18 protein-coding genes are annotated in these 17,309 nt (G+C 70.5%); 9 read left to right on the top strand and 9 right to left on the bottom strand.

Going from position 1 to position 17,309, the window contains the following annotated elements:
* Window positions 1–242: hypothetical protein (locus BWR60_RS37820; protein WP_218823766.1), on the top strand; the 242-nt coding region annotated here is incomplete at its 5' end.
* 53 nt (window positions 243–295) lie between these two features.
* Here BWR60_RS37820 and BWR60_RS31635 read toward each other — a convergent pair.
* Window positions 296–1,804, bottom strand: coding sequence for a Ppx/GppA family phosphatase (locus BWR60_RS31635; RefSeq protein ID WP_088156561.1), 1,509 nt, complete (start codon window positions 1,802–1,804; stop codon window positions 296–298).
* A gap of 14 nt (window positions 1,805–1,818) precedes the next feature.
* Window positions 1,819–4,011, bottom strand: a complete 2,193-nt coding sequence (locus tag BWR60_RS31630; RefSeq protein WP_230983243.1) for an RNA degradosome polyphosphate kinase — start codon at window positions 4,009–4,011, stop codon at window positions 1,819–1,821.
* 120 nt (window positions 4,012–4,131) lie between these two features.
* Between BWR60_RS31630 and BWR60_RS31625 the strand changes: the two genes are divergently transcribed.
* Window positions 4,132–4,614 (top strand): VOC family protein, encoded by a 483-nt coding sequence (locus BWR60_RS31625; protein WP_218823765.1) that lies wholly within the window; start codon window positions 4,132–4,134, stop codon window positions 4,612–4,614.
* Between the two features lie 33 nt (window positions 4,615–4,647).
* Here BWR60_RS31625 and BWR60_RS31620 read toward each other — a convergent pair whose 3' ends face one another.
* The gene (locus BWR60_RS31620) at window positions 4,648–6,060 is read right to left on the bottom strand and encodes an adenylate/guanylate cyclase domain-containing protein (RefSeq protein ID WP_088156555.1); all 1,413 of its coding nucleotides are present in this window, start codon (window positions 6,058–6,060) and stop codon (window positions 4,648–4,650) included.
* Between the two features lie 201 nt (window positions 6,061–6,261).
* On the opposite strand from BWR60_RS31620, the gene BWR60_RS31615 reads away from it, so the two are divergent.
* Window positions 6,262–7,902, top strand: coding sequence for an FAD-dependent oxidoreductase (locus tag BWR60_RS31615; RefSeq protein WP_088156553.1), 1,641 nt, complete (start codon window positions 6,262–6,264; stop codon window positions 7,900–7,902).
* Between the two features lie 56 nt (window positions 7,903–7,958).
* Here the strand turns inward: BWR60_RS31615 and BWR60_RS31610 are convergent, their stop codons facing one another.
* Entirely contained in the window at window positions 7,959–9,473 is a 1,515-nt protein-coding gene (locus BWR60_RS31610; protein ID WP_088156551.1) for a helicase HerA-like domain-containing protein, read from the bottom strand.
* Between the two features lie 92 nt (window positions 9,474–9,565).
* Here BWR60_RS31610 and BWR60_RS31605 point away from each other — a divergent pair, with 92 nt between their 5' ends.
* Both BWR60_RS31605 and BWR60_RS37375 read left to right on the top strand, forming a co-directional pair.
* A complete protein-coding gene (locus tag BWR60_RS31605) occupies window positions 9,566–10,081 on the top strand; it encodes a SixA phosphatase family protein (RefSeq protein ID WP_088156549.1) in 516 nt (171 codons plus the stop codon).
* Between the two features lie 256 nt (window positions 10,082–10,337).
* Window positions 10,338–10,481 (top strand): hypothetical protein, encoded by a 144-nt coding sequence (locus tag BWR60_RS37375; protein WP_179222032.1) that lies wholly within the window; start codon window positions 10,338–10,340, stop codon window positions 10,479–10,481.
* Window positions 10,482–10,541: 60 nt separating this feature from the next.
* Here BWR60_RS37375 and BWR60_RS31600 read toward each other — a convergent pair whose 3' ends face one another.
* The 4 genes from BWR60_RS31600 to BWR60_RS31585 all read right to left on the bottom strand — a co-directional run bounded on the left by BWR60_RS31600 (window position 10,542) and on the right by BWR60_RS31585 (window position 13,899).
* Window positions 10,542–10,991, bottom strand: a complete 450-nt coding sequence (locus BWR60_RS31600) for a nucleoside 2-deoxyribosyltransferase (protein WP_088156547.1) — start codon at window positions 10,989–10,991, stop codon at window positions 10,542–10,544.
* Window positions 10,991–11,764, bottom strand: a complete 774-nt coding sequence (hisN, locus tag BWR60_RS31595; RefSeq protein ID WP_088156545.1) for a histidinol-phosphatase — start codon at window positions 11,762–11,764, stop codon at window positions 10,991–10,993. Before hisN ends, BWR60_RS31600 begins: the two co-directional genes overlap by 1 nt.
* A gap of 97 nt (window positions 11,765–11,861) precedes the next feature.
* Window positions 11,862–13,214 (bottom strand): sensor histidine kinase, encoded by a 1,353-nt coding sequence (locus tag BWR60_RS31590; protein ID WP_088156543.1) that lies wholly within the window; start codon window positions 13,212–13,214, stop codon window positions 11,862–11,864.
* A 7-nt stretch (window positions 13,215–13,221) separates the two neighbouring features.
* Complete coding sequence (locus BWR60_RS31585; protein ID WP_088156541.1) at window positions 13,222–13,899, bottom strand: response regulator transcription factor; 678 nt, start codon at window positions 13,897–13,899, stop codon at window positions 13,222–13,224.
* Window positions 13,900–14,151: 252 nt separating this feature from the next.
* Between BWR60_RS31585 and BWR60_RS31580 the strand changes: the two genes are divergently transcribed.
* The 4 genes from BWR60_RS31580 (at window position 14,152) to BWR60_RS31565 (ending at window position 16,342) form a co-directional block, all read left to right on the top strand.
* Window positions 14,152–14,388 (top strand): hypothetical protein, encoded by a 237-nt coding sequence (locus BWR60_RS31580; RefSeq protein WP_088156539.1) that lies wholly within the window; start codon window positions 14,152–14,154, stop codon window positions 14,386–14,388.
* Between the two features lie 93 nt (window positions 14,389–14,481).
* The gene (locus BWR60_RS31575) at window positions 14,482–15,375 is read left to right on the top strand and encodes a MurR/RpiR family transcriptional regulator (protein WP_088156537.1); all 894 of its coding nucleotides are present in this window, start codon (window positions 14,482–14,484) and stop codon (window positions 15,373–15,375) included.
* On the top strand, window positions 15,372–16,124 hold the full coding sequence (locus tag BWR60_RS31570; RefSeq protein WP_088156535.1) for a COG4280 domain-containing protein: 753 nt from the start codon (window positions 15,372–15,374) through the stop codon (window positions 16,122–16,124). Before BWR60_RS31575 ends, BWR60_RS31570 begins: the two co-directional genes overlap by 4 nt.
* Complete coding sequence (locus tag BWR60_RS31565) at window positions 16,121–16,342, top strand: hypothetical protein (protein WP_088156533.1); 222 nt, start codon at window positions 16,121–16,123, stop codon at window positions 16,340–16,342. Before BWR60_RS31570 ends, BWR60_RS31565 begins: the two co-directional genes overlap by 4 nt.
* A 168-nt stretch (window positions 16,343–16,510) precedes the next feature.
* Here the strand turns inward: BWR60_RS31565 and BWR60_RS31560 are convergent, their stop codons facing one another.
* Window positions 16,511–17,128 (bottom strand): cupin domain-containing protein, encoded by a 618-nt coding sequence (locus BWR60_RS31560; RefSeq protein WP_088156531.1) that lies wholly within the window; start codon window positions 17,126–17,128, stop codon window positions 16,511–16,513.
* Window positions 17,129–17,309: the final 181 nt, after the last annotated feature.

Genomic DNA, 17,309 nt, shown 5'->3' with positions numbered 1-17,309 from the left:
GGCCGCAGCCCGCCCAGCCGTCAGCCGCGATGCCCGCAGCGCCCGAGCCCCAGCCTGCTGCCCCGGCGGCGGCCGCGCCGCAGCCCGGCCCGCCGGAGACCATGGCACAGCCTTCGGCCCCGCCGGCGCCTCCACCCGCGCCCCAGAGCACGGCCCCCGGGACCATCACGGCCCAGGACAACCCCGTCTACGAGATGCTGCGGATGCGGGCCAGGGCGTCGCGGCCGCTGCCGACGCATTGAGGGGCCGCGGGAGGACATAGCGAGCGTGAACCGGAGGCCGCCCGGCGATCGGGCTACCCCGCTGCGCGCCGGGATTCCTCGACCACGACGCGGCCGGGCTTGCCCAGCGCCTTGGCCACGGCGTCGAGCCGGCGGTCGACGGCGAGGCCGGTCAGCGCCTCCTCGTCGGGCGGCAGGGCCAGCACCACCGATTCGCCCGAGACCGTGAGGCTGGTGCGCTCGAGCAGCGAGGTGGCGCCGCCGGTCAGGGTGTGGGCCAGCCGCAGGGCCTGGCCGAGCAGCAGCACGCGGCTGCGCATCTCCTCGGTCAGCAGCTCCAGCACCGGCCCGGTCAGTGCGTCGCCCAGCGTGCCGCCGTAGCGGACATAGACGGCGGCCGCGAGGAACACCCGCTCGGCATGGTCCAGCCCGGCGACCGGCATGCGCAGCACCCGCAGCCAGGCATGCTCGGCCCGATAGTCGGGATGTTCGAACCAGCCGATGTCGGAGAGCAGGCTGGCCGCCTGGCGCAGCCGGGCGTGGTCCGCCGTCTCCTCCGGGAACACCGACCGGGTCCATTCCGCCACCACCTCGGCATGGCCGAAGCGGTCGAGCCGGTGCGCCAGCTCGGCCGCGGCGTAGATCAGCGGGTCGCGCGCCTGGTCCTCCGGCGCCAGCAGGTCGTAGAGATGGCCTTCGCGCAGGCCGAGGGCCGAGAACACCACCCGCGCCGGCTTCAGCGTCTTCAGCACGCCTTCCAGCACCAGCGCCGCCATCGGCAGCATCTCGACCCGGCGGCGCGAGATCGCGGCACCGGACAGCGCCCCCTTGCTCTGCTTCGCCACCAGCCCGACGAATTCGGCCAGCGCCCCGGTCGGCACCGTGTACTGGTGGATGATGTGCAGCGGGTGGTTCTCGCGCTCCATGAACAGCTTGGCGATGGCGCGCCAGGCGCCGCCGACCGGGTAGAAGCTGCGGCCGGCATAGAGCTGCAGCCAGTCCTGCTGCGCCAGCGTGTCGAGCACGACGCTGCGCGCCTCCTTGCGCGCGCCGGTCTCGTCCATCAGCCGGAACGGCCCGAGCGGCAGGGTCACCTGCTCGCGGATCTCGCCGCGGTCGAGCCCGACCAGCTCGAGCGAGCCGCCGCCGAGATCGCCCATCACGCCGTCGACCTCGCGGATGCCGGAGAGGACGCCGAGGGCGGACAGCCGCGCCTCCTCCACCCCGCTGATCACGGTGATCGGCAGGCCGCAGCGGCGCTCGACCTCGGCGACGAAATCGGCGCCGTCCTCGGCCTCGCGCACCGCCGCCGTGGCCAGCACGTCGACCCGGTCGACGCCCATCCCCTCCAGGAGGCGGGTGAAGCGGGCGAGGTTGTCCAGCGCCTGGACCACGCCCTCGGGCGCCAGGCGGCCGGCCTGGCCGAGCCCGCGGCCGAGGCCGCACATCACCTTTTCGTTGAACACCGGCACGGGCGACCGGGTCACCCGGTCATAGACGACAAGGCGGATCGAGTTCGAGCCGATGTCGATGACGCCCACCCGCCCCGGTCGGGACGGCACGATCGGTCCGATACGGAACACCGGGTCCTAGATCCTTATTCCGCGGGCTTGACCAGGCGGCGCGGCGCCCGCTTGGCATCCTTCAACGCGCTGCCCCGGCCCGACAGGCTGGGATTGGTCATGAAGTACATATGCGCGCTGAAGGCGTCCTCCGGCGCGTCGTGCCGATGATAGCGGCCATCGGGGGCCAGCATCCAGGTGTTCGATTCGTCCTTCAGGTTGGCCAGCATGATCTGCTCCATCACCTGCTGGCGGACGGTGGCGTTCTCGAGCGGCACCAGGCTCTCGATCCGGCCGTCGAGGTTGCGCGGCATCCAGTCGGCCGAGGACAGGAAGATCTTCGACTGGCGCGACGGCAGCCTCTGGCCGTTGGCGAAGCACAGGATGCGGGCATGCTCCAGGAAGCGGCCGACGATCGAATGCACCCGGATGTTGTCGGACAGGCCGGGCACGCCGGGGCGCAGGCAGCAGATGCCGCGGATCACCAGGTCGATCTCCACCCCGGCCTGGGAGGCCTGGTAGAGCTTGTCGATGATGCTGGCGTCGACCAGCGCGTTCAGCTTGACCCAGATCTGGGCCGGCTTGCCGGCCTTGGCGTTCTCGATCTCGGCGTCGATCAGCTCCATGATCCGGTCGCGCAGGAACAGGGGCGCGATCGACAGCTTCTCCAGCTTCGCCGGCTTGGCGTAGCCGGTCATGTAGTTGAACATCGCCGCGGCGTCGCGGCCGAGGGCCGGGTCGCAGGTGAAGAAGCTGAGGTCGGTGTAGATCTTGGCGGTGATCGGGTGGTAGTTGCCGGTCCCGAAATGGGTGTAGGTGCGCAGGCCGGCCTGCTCGCGCCGCACCACCATCGAGACCTTGGCGTGGGTCTTCAGATGGATGATGCCGTACACCACCTGGGCGCCCGCCCGCTCCAGATCGCGGGCCCAGCGGATGTTGGCCTCCTCGTCGAAGCGGGCCTTCAGCTCGACCATCGCGGTGACCGACTTGCCGGCCTCCGCCGCCTCGACCAGGGCCTGGACGATCGGCGAATCCTTCGAGGTGCGGTACAGGGTCTGCTTGATCGCCACCACGTCGGGGTCGCGCGCCGCCTGGCGCAGGAACTGCACGACGATGTCGAAGCTCTCATACGGGTGGTGGACGATGATGTCCTTGGCCCGGATCGCGGCGAAGCTGTCGCCGCCGAAATCGCGCACCCGCTCCGGGAACCGGGCGTTATAGGGCGGGAACAGCAGCTCCGGCCGCTCGTCGACGATCAGCTTCTTGGTGTCGACCAGGCCCAGCAGCCGGTCCTGGGCATAGACGTCGTCCTCCTTCACCTTCAGCTTCTCGCACACGAAGTGCCGCAGCGTCTCCGGCACGTCGGCGGAGACCGAGAGGCGGATGACGATGCCCTTGCGGCGCCGCTTCAGCGCGCTCTCGAAGGTCTTGACCAGGTCCTCCGCCTCCTCGTCGATCTCCATCTCGCTGTCGCGGATCACCCGGAAGGTGCCGCTGGCGCGCGGGGTGAAGCCGGGGAACAGCCGGTCGAGGAACAGCATCACCACGTCTTCGAGCAGGGCGAAGCGGACCGGCGCCCCGGGCAGGCGGATGAAGCGGTCGAGCTGCGGCGGCAGCGGGACGATCGCCTCCATCTCGTCCTGCGACTCCTCGCCGGTGTTGACCAAAGCGAGGGCCAGGCACAGGCCGAGATTGGGGATGAAGGGGAAGGGATGGGCCGGGTCGATCGCCAGCGGCGTCAGCACCGGGAACATCTCGCTGAGGAAGCGCTCCTCCAGCCAGGCCTTCTCCGGCCTGGTCAGCTCGTCCGGCCGGGCCACGACGATGCCGGCGGCGCGCAGCTCCTCGCTCAGGGCCCGCCAGCAATGCTGCTGGTCGCGCATCAGCTCCTGCACCCGGGCGGTGATCTCGCCCAGCTGCTGCGCCGGGCTGCGCCCGTCCTGGCTGGGCGAGGCGACGCCGAGCGCCACCTGCGCCTTCAGCCCGGCGACGCGGACCATGTAGAACTCGTCCAGGTTGGAGGCCGAGATCGACAGGAAGCGCAGCCGCTCCAAGAGGGGGTAGCGGGTGTTGTAGGCCTCCTCCAGCACACGCTGGTTGAAGGCCAGCCAGGACAGCTCGCGGTTGATGAACCGGTCGGGCGAATCCGCGGCGATCGCAGGCTGGGCGGGGCCCCGGACGGCCTCCGGCGCCTCGGCGGACACAGCCTCGGCGGTGCTCTGCAACATGCTCACGGATGGCCTCCGAACCGTCATCGATCGTAACAAAACTGTAATATCAAGCCCTTGTGGAGGCTCGACGTCATCGCACTATACACAAGCCTCAACGGGGAGCGCCACGACGAGGCGATGACATCGCTGCCGGCGAGCCTTGTGGACACGGGCGCTTTCTCCGCTTCCCCTGCCTTGACATACTTCACCGGCCACGGAGGGGCGTCTCCCGTGCTGCATCATGTGGAAATCTACGTCTCGGACCTGAGCGCGTCGCACGGCTTCTGGTCCGCGCTTCTGGCAAGGATCGGATACAGGGAGACCGGCCGCTGGGACGACGGCTTCACGCTCGCCTGCGACGATGCCCCCTACCTCACATTCGTGCAGGTCGCCGGCAGGCATGCATCACGGCCGTATCACCGAAGCGGTGTCGGCCTCAATCACCTGGCCTTCCGGGTGAACGGCAGGGACGCCGTCGATTCCCTGAGGCAGCACTGCCTGCAGACCGGCATCCCCTGCCTGTACGAGGACCGGTACCCGTTCGCGAATGGCGGGACCGACTACTACGCCCTGTTCGTCGAGGATCCGGACCGGATCAAGGTCGAGTTCGTCGCCGCCTGAGGCGGACACCGGCCTGGATGCCGCGTCCCCACCTCAGCTCATGGCGAAGACGGGCATGCGGTCGCCGACGCCGCGCAGCGCCAGCGCCTGCGGCCGGGCCTCGACCCCGCGCGACGACAGCAGCCGCGCCGCCTCCGCATCCCGCACCACCGGCTGGGTGGCGTAGATGCTATCGCCGGTCGCCGCCGCCTGCACCCGCGACGCGATGTTGACCGTCTGGCCGAAATAGTCCTGGCGGTCGTTGAGGTTCACCGCCAGGCACGGCCCCTCATGGATGCCGATCTTCAGGATCAGCTCCTCCGCCCCCCGCCGCGCGTTCAGCTGCCGCATCGATTCGCGCATCCGGAGGGCGGCGGCGACGGCGCGGTGCGGCACCGGGAAGGTCGCCATCACCGCGTCGCCGATGGTCTTGACCACGGCGCCGGATTCGGAGGCGACGATCTCGTTCAGGATCTGGAAGTGGGAGCGCACCAGGTCGTAGGCGACCAGATCGCCGACCCGCTCATACAGGTCGGTCGACCCCTTCAGGTCGGTGAACAGGAAGGTCAGGCTCATGATCTTGAGCCGCTGCTCGACATCGAGCGTCTCGGTCCGGTACAGGTCGCGGAAGGTCTGGTTGGTCAGCAGCCGCTTGGCGGTCAGGTACGGGCGGCGGCCGCCGATCAGGCTGCACAGCTCCTCCCCCGCCGCGTAGACACCGACCAGCACCCGCCGTTCGGTCCGGTTGTCGAGAACGAGGCGGAGCGGGCCGGGCGCCAGGACCGACCGGGCGACCCCGGAGTGGCCGGTGGTGAAGATCATGGACAGGTCCCGGCGTTCCGCCGTCGGCTCGCCCTCGGTCTCGACCCAATGGGCGGCATGGGTCACCGGATCGAAGATGACCACCGGCTGCGCCGGCAGCTGCAGCGCCAGGATCATCCGCTCGCCGGCCCGCAGCTCGACCGTCTCCAGCATCGCCCGGCGGCTGAGCTCCTCGAATGCGCCGCGCTCGGGGAAGGCCAGGCCGGAGCCGAAGAACACCTGACGGTGATAGTCCCAGAAGCCGAGGCTGTCGGGGTCGTGGGCGGCGATGCGGCGGATCCGCGGGCTGACCGTGAAGCTGACTTCGACCGTGTCGTCGAGCAGCGGCTCGCTGCTCACCGCGCAGAAGGCGCAGTGATAGTCCTGCTGCCGCACGGTCCGCAGCGTGGCGTTGGCGCCGAGGACGCCGCCACAGCTCGGGCACAGGATGTTCCAGGACATCTCGAACAGGCCCAGCCGCGACGCCTGCAGCAGGGCCGCGATCACCCCCTCCTCGTCCAGGCCGCGCCCGGCCGCGAAGCCCAGCGCGTTGACCCGGGCGAGGTCCTCGTCGCGGCCGTGGCGGACGAGATCCTCCAGCGCGTCGACCACGGCGGGATCGGCCGAGCGGCGCAAGGCGTCGAAGAGGGCGTCGCTGTCCTGCATGGGTGGATCATACCGCAGCCGCCCCGGCGGCGGACAGGGGTGCGTCGTCGTTGCCGCAGGCCACCCCGGCCGTAGCGGGACAGAGCGCAGCGACCGCAAGACTCGACGCAATACTTCCGTATCAATTTTCGTGCATAGTTATCAGTTAGACGAAATCAGTAACAGATTATCGAAAACTTTAACTTTCATAATGGAGTAATCATGGAGACATGGACTCGCCGTTCCATACTGCTCGGCATGGGCGGCGCGATCGGATCGGCGGCGTTCCCGGTGATCGGGAGGGCCGCCCAGAGCGGGAATTTCGGGGTCGTCGTCTACGGCGCGACCCCCAGTGGGATCATGGCGGCCTATGCCGCCGCGCGGGAGGGGGCGTCGGTCGCCCTGGTGATGGCCGGGGCGTTCGGCGGCATGTGCGCCCAGGGGCTGGGGTGGAGCGACACCGGCAAGATCGGCGTCGTCGGCGGCCTGTGCATGGAGTTCTTCCGCCGCGTCGCCCGGCTCTACAATCCGACATCGACATCCTTCGTGAAGAATTTCGAGCCCCACATCGCCGAGCAGGCGTTCCGGGCCATGATCCGGGAAGCGGGCGTGACGACGATCCATGTCGCGACCCTGGCCGGCGTCGCCGGCTCGGCCCGCAAGATCCAGTCGATCCAACTGACCGACGGCACGGTCCTGACGGCGCAGGCCTTCGTCGACGCGTCCTATGAGGGCGACCTGATGGCGGCCGCGCGCTGCGCCTGTTCGGTCGGGCGCGAGAGCAGCACCCGCTTCAACGAGCCGAATGCAGGCTTCGACGCGATACCGGCCAATCACCACGTGCCCACCCGGGATTCGCGGGGCAACCTGTTCCCGATCATCAAGCCCTATCCGGCGCAGGCACGATTCACGGCCGACCGGGCGGTGCAGTGCTATACGTTCCGGCTGTGCGTCAGCAACGACCCGGCCAACAAGGCCGCCTTTCCCAAGCCGCCCGGCTATGACGCCGACCGCTACGGCTTCGAGCTGGCCCTCCTGGCCAGCCCGAACAAGGACTTCTCGCCGGCCCCGGTCGGCCACAGCAAGTTCGATGTGAACGGCAACTACTTCGGCGGTCCGTGGGACTGGGCGGAAGGCAATGCGGCGCGGCGCAGGGCGATCTTCACCGAACACTACAACTACCAGGCCGGGCTGCTGTACTTCTATGCCAACGACCCGAGGGTGCCGAGCGCCTTCCGGGAGCAGGTCAACCAGTACGGCCTCGCGAAGGACGAGTTCGTCGGCACCGGCAACTGGCCGCGGCAGCTCTATATCCGCGAGGCACGCCGGCTGTCGGGGCGATACGTGATGACCCAGGGGGACGCCCAGACCGCGGTCACCAAGCTGCACCCGGTCGGCATGGGGTCCTATTCCCTCGACTCCCACGCCCCGCAGGTGCTGGAGATCAAGAATGGCTATATGGATTACGAGGGCACCTTCGGGACGATCGAGACGCGGGGCACGACCCCCTATCAGATCCCATATGAATCGCTGCTGCCGAAGGAATACGACAATCTCCTGGTGTCGGTCTGCGTCAGCGCCAGCCACGTGGCCTACGCCTCGGTGCGGATGGAGCCGCAATACATGATCATGGGCGAGGCGGCGGGCTGCGCCGCCGCGCTGGTCGCCCAGAGAAGGACCATCTCGATCGCCCTGGCGGCCGAGATCACCTCGAAGGTGCAGCGCTACGGCGCGGTCATGGCCTACACCGTCACCGCCGCCGCGAAGGCCGCGGACGGTGCCGGCTCGAGCAGCCCCACGGCCTCATCGGCAGCCGCGGATGCGGAGCCGGAGCGGGCGGTCAGGCTCGATCCGCTGTACTAGGGTCCGGACCGGCGCCCATCCCGGAGAGATCCGCTCCGGGATGGGCCGGCGCCGACCTAGCGCCTTCCGCCGAACAGCGAGCCGAGGATGCCGCGGACCACGGCGCGGCCGATCGAGCTGCCCAGCGTGCCCGCCGCGGTGCCGCCGACGCTGCGGCCCAGGCTGCGGCCGAGCTGGGTGCCGACCGAGCTGCCGGCGCTGCGGATCACGTCCCTGAAGATCGATTCCGCCATGCCGGCCCCCTGCTTCGCCTGGGCCTTTTCCTCGGCGGCGGCAGTCGCCTCCTGCTGCGCCTCGGCCGCCTTGACGCTCAGCTTCTCATAGGCGGATTCACGGTCGATCGCGGTGCTGTACTTGGCATTCATGCCGCCGGCCGCGATCGCCGCCTGGCGCTCGGCGTCGGTGATCGGGCCGAGGCGCGAGACCGGCGGGCAGACCAGCGCCCTCTCCACCACCTCGGGGATGCCCTTGGGGTCGAGGAAGGAGACCAGCGCCTCGCCCACCGCCAGCTCCTGCAGCGCCCGGGCGACATCCAGCTTGCCCTCGGTGCGGAAGGTGTCGGCGCTGGCCTTCAGCGCCTTCTGGTCGCGCGGGGTGAAGGCGCGCAGTGCGTGCTGCGCCCGGTTGCCCAGCTGCGCCAGCACCTTGTCCGGCACGTCGATCGGGTTCTGGGTGACGAAATAGACGCCGACGCCCTTGGAGCGGATCAGCCGCACCACCTGCTCGACCTTCTCGACCAGCGCCTTGGGCGCGTCGTCGAACAGCAGATGCGCCTCGTCGAAGAAGAACACCAGCTTCGGCTTGTCCGGGTCGCCGACCTCGGGCAGGCGCTCGAACAGCTCGGACAGCAGCCAGAGCAGGAAGGTGGCGTAGAGCCGCGGCGCCTGGATCAGCGTCTCCGCCGCCAGCACGTTGATGATGCCGCGCCCGTCCGGGGCGGTGCGGGCCAGGTCCATCAGGTCCAGCGCCGGCTCGCCGAAGAAGGCCTCGGCCCCCTGCTGCTCCAGCACCAGCAGCTGGCGCTGGATGCTGCCGACCGAGGCCTTGGAGACGTTGCCGTAGGTGCCGGTGAACTTCGACGCGTTCTCGGCCATGAAGGCCAGCAGCGCCTGCAGGTCCTTGAGGTCGAGCAGCAGCAGCCCTTCCTCGTCCGCCGCCTTGAAGGCGATGTTGAGCACGCCCTCCTGCGTGTCGTTCAGCTGCAGCAGGCGCGACAGCAGCAGCGGCCCCATCTCCGCCACCGTGGCGCGGACCGGCGTGCCCTGCTTGCCGTACAGGTCCCAGAACACGGTCGGGAAGCCCTGATAGGCCGGGGCGCCGAGGCCGAGCGTCTTGGCCCGCTCCTCGATCTTCGGGTTGGCGGCGCCGGGCTGGCTGATGCCGGCGATGTCGCCCTTCACATCGGCGACGAAGACCGGCACGCCGGCCTGGCTGAAGCCCTCCGCCAGGACCTTGAGCGACACGGTCTTGCCGGTGCCGGTGGCGCCGGCGATCAGGCCGTGGCGGTTGCCGAGGCCGAGCAGCAGCCGGTGCTCGCGCTCACCCTTGGCGAAATAGAGTCCGTCGGTCATTCCTGTCTCCCGCGGCCTGCGACGCCGCGCCCCTTCACATGGCCTGGACGAGTCATCCCATTCTGCGCAGGTTATGCCGGCAAGGAGATGCGATGAAGACCCTGATCCTGCTGCGGCACGCGAAATCCGACTGGGACGACCCGGAGCTGGCCGACCATGACCGGCCGCTGGCGGCACGCGGCCGCGACGCGGCGCCGCGGATGGGCGCCTGGCTGAAGGCCCATGGCCCGGTGCCGGACCTCGTGCTGTGCTCCACCGCCACCCGCGCCCGGCAGACCCTGGCGCTGGCGCTGGAGGCGCTGGGCGCCGAGCCGGAGACCCGGTTCGACCGCGGCCTGTATCTGGCCGGCGGCGCCGGGGTTCTGGCCCGGCTGCGCCAAGCGCCGGACGCGGCGGCGACGGTGATGGCGGTCGGCCACAACCCGGACCTGGAGCAGCTGTCGCGCCGGCTGGCGACGATGGGCGACAAGGCGGCGCTGGACCGGCTGGCGGAGAAATACCCGACCGCCGGCCTGGCGGTGATCGAGCTGCCGGTGGAGCGATGGGCCGAGGCCGGCCCGGGCGGCCGGCTGATCGCCTTCGAGACGCCGAAGACGGCCGGCGATTGACCGCCTCAATTCCGCCCAGATCAAAGACAGACGATTCGACAGCCTCGCGAGAACAAGCAAAGATCGGAACGGTTCCCGCCTTGCCGATTATTCATCCTCCGCAAGGACGATGATGGCCGATCAGCCACACCGCGGAGCGATTCCTGCCGATGAACTGATCGTAAGCTGACGAGAACCGGCGACGGACCAACATTCCTGCTGCGTGGGACCAATATCGCGCCCGATTGGGCGCGGATGTCAGCAGAGGATCTTCGCCATGTCGCGTGTCTCCGCCCGCCCGCTCAAGCTCGCGGCGGCCCTGATCGCCGCCTCGACCCTGGCCGGCTGCGTCGTCTATCCGGCCTATCCGCACCCGGTCTACTACCACCCCTACTACTACCACCCGTATCACTACTGGTGAGCCCGGCCCGAGCCGCCGGCGGCGTCGCCGGCGCTTCGGAACGATCGGGCCGGCGGCCGGTCAGCGGATGCCGGCGAGGTAGCCCAGCAGCGCATCCGTGTCGTCGAACACGGCGTCGAGCGGCACCGCCAGCATCGGGTTCAGCTTCGCGCCGAGGAAGGCGGCGCGGGCATCGGTGTGCAGCCCGACCAGCCGGCGCCCGGGCCTGGCCAACTGGCGATGGGCATAGGCCATGCCCAGCTCCAGCGCCGCGCCCTCGTCCGGCACCCTTCCATCGAGCACGAACAGCAGCACGTCGCAGGCGAAGACCTGGTCGCGGTCCATCTCGAACAGCGCCCGCCGCCGCTCCTCCGGCGTCATCGACGCCCAGGGCTCGCGGCGGCTCTCGACCCCGTCGCGTTGCGGCAGGAAGACGGTGAAGCCCAGCGCCTCGATCCGCTCCGCCAGCACGGCGTTGAACACCTGCTCGGCGGCCGAGAACAGCGGCGCGGCGAAATACAGGCGCGGCATCAACCGCGGCCGATCGCGTCCAGCGCCGCCCGGTGCAGCGCCGGGGTGGCGGCGGCCAGGACCTCGCCCGGGGAGTCGAGGCCGAGCGGGTTGCCCTGCCAGTCGGTGATGACGCCGCCGGCGCCCTCGATCACCGGCACCAGCGCCATGTAGTCATAGGGCTGCAGGTTGCATTCCATCACCAGGTCGATGCAGCCCAGCGCCACCAGGGCGTAGCCGTAGCAGTCGAGGCCGTAGCGGCGGTGCTTCACCGCCCCGGCCAGCCGCGCGAAAGCCTCGAGGGAATCGCCCGAGAACACCTCCGGCGAGGTGGTGGTGAGGATGGCGTTGCCGAGGCCGCCGCAGTCGCGGGTACGGCAGGGCCTGCCGTCCGCCGTCGTGGGGTGGCCGGCATGGCCGACGAAGCGTTCGCCCAGCGCCGGCATCTCGATCACCCCGACCTTGGGCCGCCCCTGCTCGACCAGGGCGATCAGCGACCCGAACATCGGCACGCCGGCGATGAAGGCGCGGGTGCCGTCGATCGGGTCCAGCACCCAGACCAGGTCGCGGTCGACGCCCTCGCGGCCATGCTCCTCGCCGAGGATGCCGTGGTCGGGGAAGCTGGCATTGATCATCTGTCGCATCAGCTGCTCGACCCCGCGATCGGCCATGGTGACCGGCGAATCGTCGGCCTTGTCCTCGACCGCGAGCCCGGTGCGGAACCAGCGCATCGCCGCCGGGCGGGCGGCATCGGCGAGGCTTTCGGCGAAGGCGACGAGGGAATCGGCGGTCATGGCACGGGCTCTGGTCTTCGGGCGGAGGGCCGCAGCCTCGCCGGAAACGCAGGCCGGGGCAAGCGCCGAAGGAGGCGGACGGCCGGGTGGAACCAGGCTAGGGCAGCAGCACCGTGACCCGCAACCCGGGCCGGTTGTCGCCGAGCGAGACCTCGCCGCGATGCAGCTGCGCCGTCGCCGCCACCAGGCTGAGGCCGAGGCCGTTGCCCGGCGTGTGGCGGCTCTGCTCCAGCCGGTAGAAGCGGCGGAACACCCGCTCGCGCTCCGCCGCCGGGATCCCCGGGCCATGGTCGGCCACCACCAGCTCGGCCCGGCCATCCGGCCGGCGCGACAGGCCGATCTCGATGCCGGTCCCGGCCGGGGTGTGACGCAGGGCGTTCTCGACCAGGTTCGCCACCGCCTGGGACAGCAGGTCGGCATCGCCGGTGATCACCACGCCGGGCTCGATCCGGCAGCGGATCGCTCGGCCCTGCTCCTCGGCCGTGGCCTGGAAGACGTCGGCGACGGTGCCGACCATGGCGCTGAGATCGACGGGCGCAAAGCCCCGGCGCCGGCTGCCGGCCTCGACCTGGGCGATGCGCAGCAGCGCGTTGAAGATGGCCAGCAGCCGGTCCGCCTCGGCGATCGACCGCTCGGTCGACCGCTCATACTCCGCGGCGGTGCCCGCACGCAGCAGCGCCCCCTCCAGCTGCTGCCGCAGGCGGCCGAGCGGCGTGCGCAAATCGTGGGCGATGTCGGTCGACACCTGCCGCAGCCCCTCCAGCAGCGCCTCGATCCGGTCCAGCATGGCGTTGACGATGCCGGTCAGCCGGTCGAACTCGTCATCGGTGCCGCGCCCGGGCAGGCGCTGGCTCAGGTCGCCCTCCATGATCTTCAGGCAGATGCGGTTGATGGCGTCGACCCGCCGCAGCACCCCGGCGCTGACCACCAGCCCACCGCCGACGCCCAGCACCGCCGTCGCCAGCAGGCCCCAGCCCAGGCCGCGCAGCCACAGCGCCTGCAGGTCGTCGATCGGCGCCCGATCGGCCGCGACCAGCACGAAGGAGCCGTCGACCAGCAGCTTGCCGGTGCCGCGCAGCCGCCGTTCGCCGCCGTCCCTGCCGCCGCCGGGGATGGTCAGGTCGACCGGGCCGGGCACCGGCGCCATCGCCGGCAGGTTGCCGGCCAGGCGGCGGCCGCCGGGATCCTGGAACAGGTAGTAGCCGGGCCCGGCCGGGTCCTGCGCCAGGCTCTGCTCGATGTCGCTGGCGATCTCCTGCGGCGGATCGTTGGGGTAATCCTCCGTCAGCTGGGTGACGACGGTGGCCAGCGTGCTGTCGAACTGCCGCTCGGTATAGCCCTCGGTGGCCCAGTAGAGGATGCCCAGGATCACGGCCACCGACGCCCCGAACACCGCCGTGTACAGGGCGGTCAGGCGGAAGCTGGTGGTGCGGAGGATCCGGGCCCGCACCGCCGGGTCAGGCCGGCGGGCCGAGGCGGTAGCCCGCGCCCCGGATCGTGGTGATCAACTCGCCCGCCCCGGGGCGCTGCAGCTTGCTGCGCAGCCGGCTCATATGCGCCTCGACCACATTGGTGTTCGGGTCGAAGCGCAGGTGCCAGACATTCTCCAGCAGCATGGTCTTGGTCACGACATGGCCGGCGTTGCGCAGCAGGTATTCCAGCAGCTGGAACTCGCGCGGCTGCAGCTCGACCGGGTCGCCGGCGCGGGTGACGGCACGGCGCAGCAGGTCCATCTCCACATCGCCGCAGCGCAGCACCGTCTCGGCCGTGCCCTGGCGGGCGCGGCGGCCCAGCGCCTCGATCCGGGCCAGCAGCTCCGGCAGGGCGAAGGGCTTCGGCAGGTAGTCGTCGCCGCCCGCTTCCAGCCCGGCGACCCGGTCCTCCATCTCGCCCATCGCGGTCAGGAACAGCACCGGCGTGCCGACCTCGGCCGCGCGCAGGCGCCGGACCAGGGCCAGCCCGTCCAGCTTCGGCACCATCCGGTCGATCACCAGCAGGTCGAAGGCGCCGCTGGCGGCGGCCAGGAAGCCGCGCGGCCCCTCATCCACCGCCTCCACCGCATGGCCGTTCGCCGTCAGCCCGTCGGCGACATAGGCGGCGGTGTCCGCATCGTCCTCGATCAGCAGGATCCTCATCGCCGCGCGCAACTCCCAACGCTCCATTCCGGACAGAGCAGCATCAGTGACAGGTCAATTTTCTATAGAATATCCCGTATAAAACTTTCGTTATAAAAAATACAAAGAGTCGCGGCGAAGCACCGGCCTTCGAATTAAGGCCAATATTAAAAATCCGTTATCTTCTTCAGCCAAGTTCATCATGACGATCGATCGAATTATATATGGAGCATCCTGCAAACTTCTCCTGACCGTCTGGTTCCGAGGTTAGAAATGTCTGGCGACAGCAAGCCGATACCCGAGCCGAAACTGGCCATCGTCCGGCCCGAGGCCCATGATCCGCTCGACGGGTCCGGCGCGGGCGACGCCCCGGACGGCTGGCACGAGCCGGACCGACTGGGCCAGCCGCGGGAGCCGGAGGCCGGGCCTGCCGCCCGGCAGATGAATGCCGCCCGCATCGTCGACCACCTGAAATCGATCCTGTCCGCCGCGCGCCGGGACGACGCCTGATCCGTCGACAGCAGGGACGCACTCCGCCCTTCTCTGTAGCAATTGCTTCGTGTATGAATATTTGTAGCAGTTGCAACACAGACCTGTCCAGACGTGAGCGATCTCGCCCCCCTCCCCGTGGACCAGCGCGTCGAGGCGGCGCTTGGCCGGCTGTCGCCGGCGGAGCAGCGCGTCGCGCGCTTCGTCGTCGCGCAGAAGGAGACCACCCTGCTCTCCTCCGCCGCGGAGATCGCGGCCCGGGCCGGCACTAGCGACGCGACGGTGGTGCGGACGGCGCGGTCGCTCGGCTTCGAGGGGCTGCAGCAGCTGCGCGAGGCGCTGCTGGCCGACCTGACCGGCACGACCACGCCGGGCAGCCGCATGCGCCGCACCCTCGACGCCGTCGGCGAGGACGCGGCCGGCGCGCTGCAGCACGTGCTGTCGATCCATCGCGAGGCGACGGAGGCGCTGGCCCGGCCGGACTTCCAGCAGCCCTTCGCCCATGCGGTCGAGATCCTGGCCGCGGCCCGGTGCCGGCATGTCTTCGGCATCGGCCCGTCCGGCAGCCTGGCCGAATATGCGGCGCTGCAGTTCGGCCGCATCGGCCTGCCCAGCGAGGCGCTGGCGGCGACCGGCATCGGCCTGGCCGACCGGCTGCTGCGGGTCGCCGAGGGCGACGCGCTGGTGGTGATCGCCTATGCCCCGCTGTACCGCGAGGTGGCGGTGACGCTGGACGTCGCCGAGCGGCACCGGGTGCCGGTGCTGCTGGTCAGCGACAGCCTGGGCCCCTTCGTGCGGGACCGCGTCGCCGAGACCCTGCCGGTGCCGCGCGGCCGGGCCGACCATCTGGCGATGCATGCCGGCACCATGCTGCTGATCGAGGCGCTGGTCGTGGCCCTGGCGGCGCGCGACCGCGAGCGCGCCTTGGCGGGGCTGGAGACGCTGGGCGCCCTGCGCGGCGAGATCGACAAGCTCTGGCTCAGACGGGGGCCGAAACGGACGCCATGACCGGAACCACCGCCATCCTCTCCACCGTCACCGCCGCCTTCCTCGGCTCCTTCGTCGAGGTGGTGGAGGCGTTCACCATCATCCTTGCCGTCGGCCTGTCGCAGAGCTGGCGGCCGGCCTTCATCGGCACCGCCGCCGCCCTGGCGGTGCTGGCCGTGCTGGTCCTGCTGCTGGGGCCGCTGCTGGAGCTGATCCCGATCGGGGCGCTGCAATTCGTCATCGGCACGCTCTTGATCCTGTTCGGGCTGCGCTGGCTGCGGAAGGCGATCCTGCGCGCGTCGGGCCTGCTCGCCCTGCGCGACGAGGCCCGCGCCTTCGCGGCGGAGACCGACCAGCTGCGCCGGCGCAGCGCCGAGCGCCGGGCCGATTGGCTGGCCGGCGTCGCCGCCTTCAAGGCGGTGCTGCTGGAGGGCACCGAGGTCGTGTTCATCGTCGTCGCCGTCGGCGCCGGGCGCGGCATGACCGGCTACGCCAGCCTCGGCGCCGCCGCCGCGTGCCTGCTGGTGCTGGCGATCGGCCTGCTGGTGCACAAGCCGCTGTCGCGGGTGCCGGAGAACACGCTGAAATTCGCGGTCGGCCTGCTGCTGACCGCCTTCGGTGTGTTCTGGACCGGCGAGGGGCTGGGCGCCGACTGGCCGGGCGCCGACCTGTCGCTGCTGGGCATCCTGGCGCTGGTCGCCGCCGTGTCCTTCGCCGCCGTCAGGCTGCTGCGGCCTTCACCCGCCGGCGCCCGGAGGGTCGCGCCATGACCGCCATAAAGACCGTGCTGGCCGAGCTGATCGGCCTGTTCATCGATGACGGCGCCCTGGCGCTGGCCGCGATCGTCCTGATCGCCGCCGTCGCCGCGGCGGTTCGCTGGGCCGGGCTGCCGGGGCTGGACGGCGCGCTGCTGATCCTGTTCGGCAGCCTGCTGATCCTGGCCGAGAGCCTGGCCCGGGCGGCACGGGCCAGGCGCCGCGCGGGGTGACGTCGCGCCTGCCCCTATCGTCCCGGCCTGGATGACCCCAGAACCGTCATGGCGAGGCGCGCAGCGCCGTGGCCATCCAGGGGCCGGTGCGAGTCGCCCTGGATGGCCACGCCCCTTCGGGGCTCGCCATGACGGCTTTTTTGCTCGTGGGTCCGTTATAGCCCAAGATCAGAAGCTGGGCGGGGTGATCGCCCAGATCACCTGGGTGATGCCGGGGCCGGGGTTGCGGTAGCGGTGCGGCCGGGTGCTGGCGAGGGCGAAGCTGTCGCCGGCGCCCAGCACGTACAGCTTCTCGTCGACCCACAGCTCCAGCGCGCCGGACAGGATGAAGGCGGCCTCCTCGCCCTCATGGGTGTAGCTGTCGGGACTGCCGGCGCCGGGCTGGATGGTGCACAGCAGCAGCTCCAGCTTGCCGTCGAGATTGGGCACCAGCAGCTCGTCGGTCAGGCCGAGCCCGCCCATGTCCAGCACCTTGCGCCGGCCGGCGCGGACCACGACGCTGTCCTCGTCATTGCGCGGTGTCGGGTCGCGGAAGAACCAGCCGATGGTCACGCCCATGGCGCTGCTGATCAGCTGCAGCTGGCGGATCGTCGGCGTCGACAGGCCGCGCTCGACCTGCGAGAGGTGGCCGACCGACAGGCCGGTGGTGGCGGCGAGCCTGGTCAGCGTCAGGCCGCGCTGCTGCCGCAGCTCGCGGATCTGCGGCCCGATCGTGTCGACCGGGTCGCCGGAGGACGGCGGATCGGCGTCCACCGCCCGCAGCCCCGGCTCGGTGTGTTCGGTCATGGTCCCACCTTCGCTCCAGCCCGCCGTCCCGCCCGACCGAAGCCAAACGAGTCCCCCCTCCCCTCGCGGGAGGGGGGTAGGGGGAGGGGGTTCTCTCGGGTCGATCCGGCCCCGGACTGCCGCAGACCCGCTTCCACGGAAAGGTCGATCAAAGACCATTCGCGCGCGGACGCGCGCAGAC

Source organism: Inquilinus limosus, from assembly GCF_002195995.1.
Classification (GTDB): Bacteria; Pseudomonadota; Alphaproteobacteria; order DSM-16000; family Inquilinaceae; genus Inquilinus; species Inquilinus limosus_C.
The sequence above is the reverse complement of the archived record's forward strand: the minus strand, read 5'-3'. Positions and strand labels throughout refer to the sequence as shown.